This is a genomic window from Methanobrevibacter sp., assembly GCF_045611865.1.
Classification (GTDB): Archaea; Methanobacteriota; Methanobacteria; order Methanobacteriales; family Methanobacteriaceae; genus Methanocatella.
In genome coordinates, this window is sequence record NZ_JAZKXX010000061.1 from 1 (window position 1) to 11203 (window position 11203).

Genomic DNA, 11203 nt, shown 5'->3' on the forward strand with positions numbered 1-11203 from the left:
AATGTATGGTTAATACAGCTCCTGATGGACCTTTAGCTGTAATGGTTACTAACGTGTCTGTAGATAAACACGCTGGTGAAATTGCAACTGGTAGGGTTTACGGTGGAGCTATTGAAAAAGGTACTGAAGTTTACCTCGTTGGTTCTCATGGTAAATCCAGAGTACAACAAGTAGGTGTATACTTCGGTCCTGAAAGAGTTAACACAGATAAAGTTCCTGCTGGTAACATCGTATATGTTGCTGGTGCAAAAGGTGCTATTGCTGGTGAAACACTCTGTTCTCCTGAAGATAAAATTAAAGAATTCGAAGGATTAGAACACATCTCTGAACCTGTAGTTACTGTAGCTGTAGAAGCTAAAAATACTAAAGATTTACCAAAATTAATTGAAGTATTAAGACAAACTGGTAAAGAAGATCCTACTGTAAAAATCGATATTAACGAAGAAACTGGTGAACACTTAGTATCTGGTATGGGAGAACTTCACTTAGAAGTTATCGGTTACAGAATCAACGAAAAAGGTGTAGATATTACAACTTCTGAGCCTATTGTTGTATACAGAGAAACTGTAAGACAATTATCTCCACAAGTTGAAGGTAAATCCCCTAACAAACATAACAGATTCTACATTACTGTAGAACCTATTGAACCAGAACTCTTCGCAGCTATCCAAGATGGAGATATCAAAGAAGGTAGAGTAAAAGGTAAAGAATCTGCTAACGATTTCATGGAATACGGTTTAGATAAAGAAGAAGCTAGAAGAGTATGGGCTGTTCACAACAGAAGTATCTTCCTTAACATGACTCGTGGTATTCAATACTTGGATGAAGTAAAAGAACTCTTACTTGAAGGATTTGAATCTGCTTTAGAAAATGGTCCTTTAGGAAATGAAATTTCCATGGGATTAAAATTCAAACTCCATGATGCAAAACTTCACGAAGACGCAGTTCACAGAGGGCCTGCACAAGTATTGCCTGCTATCAGGAACGCTATCTTAGGTTCTATGATGCTTGCTGAACCTTCATTACTTGAACCAATGCAAAAAGTAGTTATTGACACTCCTAATGATTACATGGGTGCATGTACTCGTGAAATCCAAAACAGAAGAGGTCAAATTGTAAATATGGGTCAAGAAGGAGACATGGCTAGAATTGAATCTAAAGTACCTGTAGCTGAAATGTTCGGTTTCGCTGGAGATATCAGATCCGCTGCTGAAGGTAGATGTTTATGGTCTACTGAAATTGCTGGATTCGAACCACTCCCACGTGAGATGCAACATCAAATCGTAAGAGAAATCAGACAAAGGAAAGGTTTATCTGAAGAACCGTTCCCAGCAAGCCACTACTTAGGTGATTTATAAAATTAAATTTTTTAATTTTTTTATTTTTTATTTAAATTTATATAAAAAACATTATCTATTTATATGTTAAAGTTTAAATATTAAGTTAAGCTATCATTTAAGCTTATAGATATATGTTGTTAATAATTATTAAAGAGGTTATATAATGGCAAAAGAAAAAGAACATCTTAACTTAGCATTTATTGGACACGTTGACCACGGAAAATCCACTTTAGTTGGACACTTATTATTAAAAGCTGGTGCAATCGCTGAACAACAATTAGATGACGGAGAAAACAAATTCAGATTTGTTATGGACAAATTAGGAGAAGAAAGAGAAAGAGGAGTAACTATCGACTTAGCTCACCAAAAATTCTCCACCAAAAAATACGACTACACTGTTGTAGACTGTCCTGGACACAGAGACTTCGTTAAAAACATGATCACTGGTGCTTCCCAAGCAGACGCTGGTGTTTTAGTTGTTGCAGCAGATGACGGTGTAATGCCTCAAACTAAAGAACACGTGTTCTTATCCAGAACTTTAGGTATTGGTCAATTAATCGTTGCTATTAACAAAATCGATTTAGTTGACTACTCTGAAGACAAATACAATGAATTAAAAGAAGAAGTTACTAACTTAATTAAAACCGTAGGTTTCAACCCTGCAGATGTACCTTTCATCCCATTATCTGCATTCGAAGGGGACAACATTAAAGAAAAATCCGAAAACACCCCATGGTACAAAGGTGACGCTTTAATTGACGCTTTAGACAAATTAACCCCACCTGAAAAACCTACTGACTTACCATTAAGAATTCCTATTCAAGACGTCTACTCCATTACTGGTGTAGGAACTGTACCTGTAGGAAGAGTTGAAACTGGTATTATGAAAAAAGGTGAAAACGTTATCTTCGAACCTGCTGGAGCTTCCGGTGAGGTAAAATCTATCGAAATGCACCACGAAGTATTTGACGTAGCTGAACCTGGTGACAACATCGGATTCAACGTAAGAGGTGTAGGTAAAAACGATATCAGAAGAGGAGACGTAGCAGGACACACTGACAATGCTCCTACCGTAGCTAAAGAATTCGACGCACAAGTTGTTGTTTTACAACACCCTGGTGTAATTACCGTTGGATACACTCCTGTATTCCACTGTCACACTTCTCAAGTAGCATGTACTTTCTTAGAATTATCTAAAAAATTAAACCCTGCTACTGGTGCTGTTGACGAAGAAAACCCAGACTTCTTAAAAACTGGTAATGCAGCAATTGTTAAAATTAAACCTACCAAACCAATGTGTCTCGAAAACGCAAAAGAAATCCCACAAATGGGTAGATTTGCTATCAGAGATATGGGTCAAACTGTTGCAGCTGGTTTATGTCTTAACGTTACCCCAGCAAAATAAGTTTGTAAACAATAATTAGAAAGTAATTTTTTACTTTCTTTCTTTTTTGTTTTTTGGAGGAAAATAAATGAATCAAGCAAGAATTAAGCTTACAGGAACAGACCCAGAAAAATTAGCATATGTATGTGATCAACTTAAAAAAATTGCTGAAAGAACTGGTGTAGACTTATCTGGTCCTATTCCATTACCTACTAAAAAATTAGTTGTACCTACAAGAAAATCTCCAGATGGAGAAGGTAAAGCTTCTTGGGAAAAATGGGAACTCAGAATTCATAAACGTTTAATCGGTATTGGAGCTGATGAACGTGCTATGAGACAAGTTATGAAAGTTAACGTTCCTGATAATGTAAGTATTGAAATCGAACTTAAAGGATAAATATTTAGAATCCTTCTAAATATTCCTTTCTATATGCCGAGATAGTCTAGTCTGGTAAGGCGCAGGACTTGAAATCCTGTGAGGTCATCCTCGCCTGGGTTCAAATCCCAGTCTCGGCGCTATTTAATCTATTTTTAAAAAAACTATTTAATTTAATATCTAATTCATTTAGATTAGACACTATACTATTTTTATTTAATCCTTTTATTTGTGGTCTTTGTATCATTATTATTGCGATATCTTTTTGATTGGCAGCTTCTATTTTTTCAATTACACCACCAATTTCACCACTTTCTTTGGTAATCATCACGCAAGCATCATATTTCTCAATCAATTCTATGTTTTCTTCAAGGCTTGCAGCCCCGGTCATTGGAATGATATGATCTTTACTAACTCCTAATTTTTCACATTTTTCAAGTGAGCTGGGAACTTCTAAAATTCTTGGATAAAATTTTTCACAGGGAACATATTTTAGAACTTCTTCCATGGTGTTTGCTCCTGCAAAATGCAATACATTTCCTTGATTGAATTTGCATTCTATTAATTTTCCCGCTTCATCAAATGATTTTACATAATGGATGTTGCTTGTATCAATATTTTCAAGGTTGGTGGTAGGTCTTTCAAAGCGAATATATGGTATTTTTAACTCATTTGCTATATCTGCACTAGTTTGTGTGATATGTTCTGCAAAAGGATGTGTTGCATCAATTAAAACATCAAATTCACCTTCTTTTATTAATTTGATGATTTCATCTTTAGGAAGTGGTCTTGCAATTGTATCATCACTTCCACCTTCTTTTGCTAACTTTGCACCGTATTCGGTGGTAGTTGTTGTCAAGATATAGGAATCATACTTATTTTTAATAAATTCGATTATATTTATTGAATCTTTTGTCCCACCTAAAAGGAAAACTTTCATTGTATCACTTTGTCCATTATTTTTTGAGTTAATAATATTGTTGAAGCCACAATTATGATGATTATCCAATCGATAATTCCAATAGATGTTGTTCTAAATAAAATTTGCAATTGAGGAACATATAATATTAGTAATTGGAGTATGAATGATAAGACAATTGCAGCATATAGATATTTACTTGTTTTATGCGAGTTTGCTTTTCCATTAAATGCATTAAATAACTGGTATACTACAAATAATGTAAATGCAATTGTCATTGCCTTTTTAGTGGTAGTTCCACTATATATTTCGTATGTGAAAACAGCTATTGTTCCAATAGCCATAACAAATCCTGAAATGAATATTTGAAGTAATGTATTTTTGGTTAATATGTCTCCCGTTTCAGGAGGTCTTTGCATTATGTCTTTTTCAGCACCTTCCATACCTAATGTTTGTGCAGGAGGGCCGTCCATTACAATATTGAGCCATAATAATTGCGCAGGATTAAATGGAAGTGGTAAATTAAGAATTGATGTTCCAACAATTGTTAAAATTGCCCCAACGTTTGTTGAAACTTGGAATTTAACGAATCTTTTAATGTTGTCATAGATTTTTCTTCCTTCTTTTATTGCTTTGATGATTGTTGCAAAGTCATTGTTTTGTAAAATCATGTCTGAGGATTCTTTTGCAACATCAGTACCATCACCCATTGCAACACCTATGGATGCTTTTTTAAGTGCAGGAGCATCGTTTACACCATCACCAGTCATTGCAACTATGTTGCCTAGTCTTTTTAGAGCTTCCACTATTCTCATTTTTTGGGTCGGTTTTACTCTTGCATAAACTTGAATGTCATTTGCAATATTTAAGTATTCCTCGTCACTGAGTTTGTCTAATTCGTCTCCAGTTATTATTTTTCCATCAGTTAAGATTCCAAGTTCCTTTGCAATAGCACAAGCTGTTTTTTCATGGTCTCCTGTAATCATTTTGACTTCAATTCCGGCTTTAATGCAATCTTTCACAGCTTTTTTTGCATCTTTTTTAGGGGGATCCATCAGACCCAGTAATCCTGTAAATGTTAAATTTTCTTCAGGATTATTTTCATAATTTATCTTGTATGCAAATCCAATTACTCTAAGTGCATCCCCACTCATTTTACCAATTTTTTTAAGTATTGTTTTCTTGGTTTCATGATTAATAATTTCAATACTTCCACCATTATCTATGTATTTACACTTATCTAGAATTATTTCTGGAGCACCTTTTGATAAAATTATATGATTTTCATCGTCTAATCTATGTATCGTAGTCATCATTTTACGATTACTGTCAAGTGGGATTTCATCAAGTCTTTCATAATCTGTTTTTAAATCATGACAGTATTTAAGAATAGCACCATCAGTTTGATCTCCTATGATTTTACCATCATTTAGGACAGCATTATTACACAATTTTCCAATTAAATGTGTTTTTTCTTTATTTGTGTAAAAACTCTTAACGACAGTCATTTTATTTTCAGTTAATGTACCAGTTTTATCACTACATACCACAGTACATGAACCTAATGTTTCAACAGATAAAAGTTTTCTCACTATTGCTTGGGATTTTGCCATTTCAGACATTCCTAAAGCTAATGTCAATGTTAAAACAGCAGGAAGACCTTCTGGAATTGCAGCAACTGCAAGTGAAACAGCAGTCATGAATGTTTCCACAATAGGAATTCCTTTAACTAATTCCAAAATAAAAATTACTATACAAACGACAATTGCAATTGCGGACAATATTTTTCCAAGTTTTCCAACACGTTTTGCCAAAGGAGTTTCTTCATCTTTTTCCTGCACGATTTGAGCAATTTCTCCAATTTGGGTTTTCATACCAATATTTTTTACAATTCCCATTCCGTTACCTGAAAGGATATGAGTATCCATATAAACTTCATCACCATCTGCTTTTTTAACAGCTTCGGATTCGCCGGTAAGGGAAGATTCATCACAGCTTAATTTGTTGGTTTCAACCAAAATTAAATCTGCAGGAACTTTAATACCTTCTTCAAGAAGCACAATATCTCCAATTGTTAACTGATTGGCATCAATTTCTTGAACATGATTGTCTCTTTTAGTGATTGCTTTTTTAACTATTAAATCTTTAAGACTTTCAACAGCCTTTTGTGAACGATATTCCTGGATAAATCCGATAATTGTATTTAATAATACTGCAAGGATAATTACTCCCGCATCAATGATATCTCCAATTGCAAATGAAGCAACAGCTGCAATTAAAAGAAGAATTATTAAAATATCTATAAATTGTGATAAAAATAATATTATTGGGGGTGTAGGTTTAATTTCTTCAATTTCGTTTAAACCATAAATATCTTGTCTTTTTTGAACTTCTTCGGTTGTAAGGCCATCTAGTGGTGTTTTGTATGTGGATAATATGTCATGCATCAATATCACCTTAAAATATAAAAACTTGCTCTTTTAAAATTTTTTAATTTCATTTTGACTTTACCAGTATTTAAATCTTCGTTGGCAAGTGGTTTAATAATCAGTTGTGAATCGATTTTTTCGGCAAGCTTTACTAAATATGGTTGAAGTTCGCTAGGTGGTCTAATTGAATATATAAGTTTAACATCTTTATATAATTCCAAATTGGGATTTGTAACATCATCTTTTATTATCGTATCGTCTTTTGGCAAGATATCTGTCTTTATAATTGTGATGTTGTCTTTTTTTGATAATGTTTCAGCTATTCTGTCAAATTTTCCAACGGCAATTTCGGCTATTGTTATTTTTCGACTTCCCGCTTCATTTAAAATATATTCTGTGAAATCTTGCCACATTGTTATCATCTATGTTATTATTATACTTACAAAACTATTAAATACATTGTTTTTAATATATTAATTTTGCATGATTATAAGAAAATTTATTCCACAAGATTTAAAAAGGGTTTTTGAAATAGAAAATATGTCATTTGAACAGTCTTATGGAATAAACATGTTTAAACAGCTTTATGATATGGGTGTTGGTTTTTTAGTAGCCGAAAAAGATAGTTATGTTATTGGTTATGTAATCTTTTGGATTAAATATGAAAATCAGGGTCATATTATTTCCATTGCTGTTGATAAAAATTACAGGCGTTTGGGTGCCGGAACTCATCTTTTGGTTAAAGCTATTTCTATTTTGTCTCTTTTAAATTTGGATACCATATATTTGGAAGTAAATGAAAATAATAAGGATGCAGTCGAGTTCTATAAAACATTCAATTTTAAAATTGATCGGGTTGTCCCAAAATATTATGAAAATGGTGCAGGGGCTATTGTGATGTATCTGCCTTTAAATCATGGTAAAATTACCTGCAAGTAATTGTTGATATTCAGTTAGGATATCTGCAGGAATATTCCCGGTTGCATATAATATGGCAATTAAAACAATGTAAAATACAAAAATAGCAAGTTGAATATGCCCATGTTTTTTAGCCACTGGGTCTTTCCTTGTTGAAAGGTAAATTGCAATAATTAAACCCAAAATGCCTCCTAGAATAGAGAATATATAACCTAATACAATAAGTAATCTGCTGGTTCTTTGGGCTCTAAATTGTGGGGCATCATTAATCACTTCTTTTTTAATAATAATTGGATTAGGGGAATGTTGGTTTTGTTCAAATTGGCTTTTGAAAAGTAAGGGGGTTCCACATTTGACACAGTAATCAGCTTCATCGGGATTGGAATGTCCGCATAGTGGGCATGCATTTTCCGCTAAAGTCATTTCGGGAAATTCATATCCACATTTTATACAAAACCCATATTGATTATCACTTGTTGACCCACATTGGGGGCATCTTCTTAAAACCATATTATCACTTATTTTATTAATTAATGCTAATTGCTTATAAACTTTTATATTAATTTTTGAAGGGTGTTGATATTTGACATTTAACTTGAAATCTTTAAATTATAAATTGAAATGATAATTATATTAAACTTGGATAAGATATAATTAAATAATTGCTATAAATTAAGGATATTATGATTGAAAAAATTGAAATCACACAAAGATTTAATTTTAAACGATTAAATAGGCATTATGAGTGCTTTACTATTGATTTTATAAATAAAAATGCTTATTATCAAATCTCCGAGAGAGGTAGTGGAGATAAGTTTTTAAAAGAAAGTATTCTTTGTGATGATTCATGGATTGATATTCTGGTTGATTTGAGGACTAAAATGACCAGTGAAATCCGCACATTAACAGATGATGATGTTGATAAGTTTTTGTTCGAATTTGATAAATTAAATCTTTTTAAAGGCTTTGAATCTGAAGATTTTTCATATTTTGAAAAAATTGAGCTAATTTATTCCTGTAATGTTGCAGTATACTCAAATGAGGGTTATGAATCATACAGTTTTAAAAATAACTTTCCAAAAGATTGGATTTGCTTTGGAGAACTTTTAAAAGAGGTTTTTAATTTTGATGTTTTGCATTTAAACTATCAAAAACAACTTGTAACTCCTCTATTTCATGACATTAGAAAAGATGGTGTTTATAGGGGGTCTAAAAAGTTAAATATAAAAGCTATTGAATTTGGTCATTATCGATGTGCTCCTTATGAGCTTCCAAATCCTCGTTTAATTATTAATTTTGACAAAGGGACTATTGATGGTTATATAGATAAAGAATTGGCTGCTGGGGATGCAAAATTAATTTTAAATCTCCTAGAAAAGTACCATGTCTATAAATGGGTTTTTGATAGCTATCACAATAAATCAAATACAAGGGATCCTGATGACCTGGAAGGATATGATTGGTATTTTGAAATAGTATTTGTGGGCAATGTTGTCTGGCATATATTCGGATATAATGACTATCCTGATACTTATGTTCATCTGGCTCGTGAAATAATTGACATTACAGGCATGGATTTGCTTGAAATCAACACTATTTCCGATGAAGATATAAGTTTATTTGAAAAATTTGGTGATGAAATTTTGTCAAAAAGCTAGTTTTTTCATTAATTATTTATATTTGTAAGTATATAATTTAATATATTATATTAATTTAATTTTTATAGGGATAACATGGCTGACGTATCATCAAAAGAATTATATGAATTTAAAAAAACATTAAAAGAATTATCACAGAAAAGAGGTAGAGGTACCGAGCTTGTTTCCGTTTATATTCCACCAACTAAACAATTAAGTGATGTTGGTAAGCACATGCGTGATGAAATGGGGCAGAGTGCTAACATTAAGAGTAAACAAACAAGGAAAAATGTACAATCTGCTATTGCGGTAATATTGGAAAGTATTAAGTTATATAAGCAACCTCCTGAAAATGGATTGGTTTTGTTTGTAGGTATGATTCCTAAAGGAGGTCCAGGTACTGAAAAAATGGAAAAATACGTTTTAGAACCACCAGAACCTGTTGTGACTTATTGGTATAAATGTAACAATGAATTTTTCGTTGAACCTTTGGAACACATGATTGAAGAACGTGATGTGTATGGTGTTGCTGTAATTGACAGAAATGAAGCTACATATGCTACCTTAAAAGGTAAAAGAGAAACAATTCTTGGTCATTTAACAAGTGGTGTTCCAGGTAAACACAAGGCAGGGGGACAATCACAAAGAAGGTTTGACCGTGTAATTGAAGATTTGGCTCATCAATTCTTAAAACGTATTGGGGATCATATGAATGAAGCTTTCTTACCATTAAAAGATGATTTGAAAGGAATTATTATTGGTGGACCGGGTTTTACCAAAAAAGATTTCTATGATGGTGATTATCTACAATATGAACTTAAGGATAAGGTTTTAGTCATTGTTGATACTTCTTACACTGGTGAAGAAGGTATTCGTGAAGTCATTGCCAAATCTGCTGATGATTTGGAAAACCTTGACATCATGCATGAAAAGAAACTTGTTCAAAGATTTATCAAGGAATTAATCAAGGAAAAAGGTTTGTCTTCATATGGGGAAAATGAAGTTAGGAATAACTTGATTATGGGGGCTGTAGATACTTTACTTTTATCTGAAGATTTAACAAGTTTGCGCAAAACTTTTACTTGTCCAAGTTGCGGAACTCAAAAGCAGTTGACAGTTAAAACACAGGCTGAAGCGGATAAACTTCAGGAACGCTGTCCTAATTGTAATGAAATTTTAAAAGAAGAATCATCAATGGATTTAGCAGACGAGTTTGTTGAGTTGGCTGAAGAAATGAATACTGATGTTGAGTTTATTTCTACTGAAACTGAAGAGGGAATGCAACTTTTCAGAGCTTTTGGTGGAATCGCTGCAATATTGAGATATTATGTGGAATATTAATTATAATGTTTCGGAGATTTATCCGAATGCTTTATAATTTTCTTTTTATTTTTGACTTTTTTTTGAGTGTAATACGCTCTTAATCCTTCTTCTAAGCGGATTTTATTTATTAAATTGAAAAATAAATGCCTGTCCACTTTTGTTTTTTGATTAATCTCTATATATAATGTGTGCATACTTCTATTTTTGTTCAAATAAATATTTTTTAAGTATTCATATTGAGATCGGGTTATCTTATCTCGAGCCATCAATTCACCATTTGTATTTTTGTCTATAAATCCAAATTTTTACTAGACATTATAAGTTAGTATGTTAATTATGATATATAAAAAGGTATTGTTTTTTTTATTTTAGTATATTTTGTTTAATTATAGTCTTTGTATGATTGTTTTTGTTCTAAAATTGCCTTTAAAATGACAAAATTTTTATACATTTGCAATTTTTCATTCTGGAATTTATGGGTGGCAATCATTTTCCGACTTTGTACATCAATTAATTATTTTCATTAGACATTTTAGTTTAATATCTAAAAAGAAATATTTAATTTGTTATTATTTATTGAATATTTTATAATTTGTTTAAGATAAATCTTAATTTACTTGAATATTATTCTAATATTTTATTAAATATTGAAAAATATTTAAATATAAGAAGTTTCAAATAATATATTATATTGTTAAATCATTGCTGCTTGCCAGTAAAAAAATTTTGAAAATTTAATGATATAAATCTAAATTTTATTTGGAGGAATATTTTTGTCATACGTAGATGATGTAATTGAAACTATTATAGAACAAAACCCTTCAGAACCTGAATTCCACCAAGCTGTACGCGAAGTATTGGAATCTTTAAGGGTTGT

General features: G+C 31.9%; 11 protein-coding genes and 1 tRNA gene. 7 read left to right on the forward strand and 5 right to left on the reverse strand.

All coding sequences use genetic code 11. From position 1 onward, the window contains the following. The 4 genes from ACKI32_RS06880 to ACKI32_RS06895 all read left to right on the forward strand — a co-directional run. Nucleotides 1-1358: elongation factor EF-2 (locus ACKI32_RS06880; RefSeq protein WP_407414830.1), on the forward strand; the 1358-nt coding region annotated here is incomplete at its 5' end. A 145-nt stretch (nucleotides 1359-1503) separates the two neighbouring features. Beyond that, entirely contained in the window at nucleotides 1504-2745 is a 1242-nt protein-coding gene (gene tuf / locus ACKI32_RS06885) for a translation elongation factor EF-1 subunit alpha (RefSeq protein ID WP_407414832.1), read from the forward strand. Between the two features lie 67 nt (nucleotides 2746-2812). Further along, complete coding sequence (rpsJ, locus tag ACKI32_RS06890; RefSeq protein WP_042691424.1) at nucleotides 2813-3121, forward strand: 30S ribosomal protein S10; 309 nt, start codon at nucleotides 2813-2815, stop codon at nucleotides 3119-3121. Between the two features lie 35 nt (nucleotides 3122-3156). Further along, nucleotides 3157-3240, forward strand: a tRNA-Ser gene (locus tag ACKI32_RS06895). Here ACKI32_RS06895 and cobK read toward each other — a convergent pair. From cobK to ACKI32_RS06910, 3 genes are read right to left on the reverse strand one after another with little or no spacing between them, the layout of a single operon-like run. Continuing rightward, a complete protein-coding gene (gene cobK / locus ACKI32_RS06900; RefSeq protein ID WP_407414834.1) occupies nucleotides 3222-4040 on the reverse strand; it encodes a precorrin-6A reductase in 819 nt (272 codons plus the stop codon). The two genes, ACKI32_RS06895 and cobK, sit on opposite strands and share 19 nt — an antisense overlap. Next, on the reverse strand, nucleotides 4037-6466 hold the full coding sequence (locus tag ACKI32_RS06905) for a calcium-translocating P-type ATPase, PMCA-type (RefSeq protein WP_407414836.1): 2430 nt from the start codon (nucleotides 6464-6466) through the stop codon (nucleotides 4037-4039). The genes cobK and ACKI32_RS06905 overlap by 4 nt, the downstream gene beginning before the upstream one ends. Before the next feature lie 5 nt (nucleotides 6467-6471). Next, nucleotides 6472-6870: a UPF0146 family protein gene (locus tag ACKI32_RS06910; protein WP_407414839.1), complete on the reverse strand. Its 399-nt coding sequence runs from the start codon at nucleotides 6868-6870 to the stop codon at nucleotides 6472-6474. Nucleotides 6871-6931: 61 nt separating this feature from the next. Between ACKI32_RS06910 and rimI the strand changes: the two genes are divergently transcribed. Further along, nucleotides 6932-7387, forward strand: a complete 456-nt coding sequence (gene rimI, locus ACKI32_RS06915) for a ribosomal protein S18-alanine N-acetyltransferase (protein ID WP_407414841.1) — start codon at nucleotides 6932-6934, stop codon at nucleotides 7385-7387. Here the strand turns inward: rimI and ACKI32_RS06920 are convergent. Next, entirely contained in the window at nucleotides 7358-7876 is a 519-nt protein-coding gene (locus tag ACKI32_RS06920; RefSeq protein WP_407414843.1) for a double zinc ribbon domain-containing protein, read from the reverse strand. The two genes, rimI and ACKI32_RS06920, sit on opposite strands and share 30 nt — an antisense overlap. Nucleotides 7877-8049: 173 nt before the next feature. Here ACKI32_RS06920 and ACKI32_RS06925 point away from each other — a divergent pair, with 173 nt between their 5' ends. Together ACKI32_RS06925 and prf1 are read left to right on the forward strand one after the other, a co-directional pair. Beyond that, a complete protein-coding gene (locus tag ACKI32_RS06925; protein WP_407414845.1) occupies nucleotides 8050-9024 on the forward strand; it encodes a hypothetical protein in 975 nt (324 codons plus the stop codon). A gap of 75 nt (nucleotides 9025-9099) precedes the next feature. Beyond that, nucleotides 9100-10344 carry a peptide chain release factor aRF-1 gene (prf1, locus tag ACKI32_RS06930; protein ID WP_407414847.1) on the forward strand — a complete coding sequence of 415 codons (1245 nt, stop codon included), beginning with the start codon at nucleotides 9100-9102 and terminating at the stop codon, nucleotides 10342-10344. Here prf1 and ACKI32_RS06935 read toward each other — a convergent pair. Continuing rightward, on the reverse strand, nucleotides 10341-10592 hold the full coding sequence (locus ACKI32_RS06935; protein ID WP_407414849.1) for a hypothetical protein: 252 nt from the start codon (nucleotides 10590-10592) through the stop codon (nucleotides 10341-10343). The genes prf1 and ACKI32_RS06935 overlap by 4 nt on opposite strands. Between the last annotated feature and the right edge of the window lie 611 nt (nucleotides 10593-11203).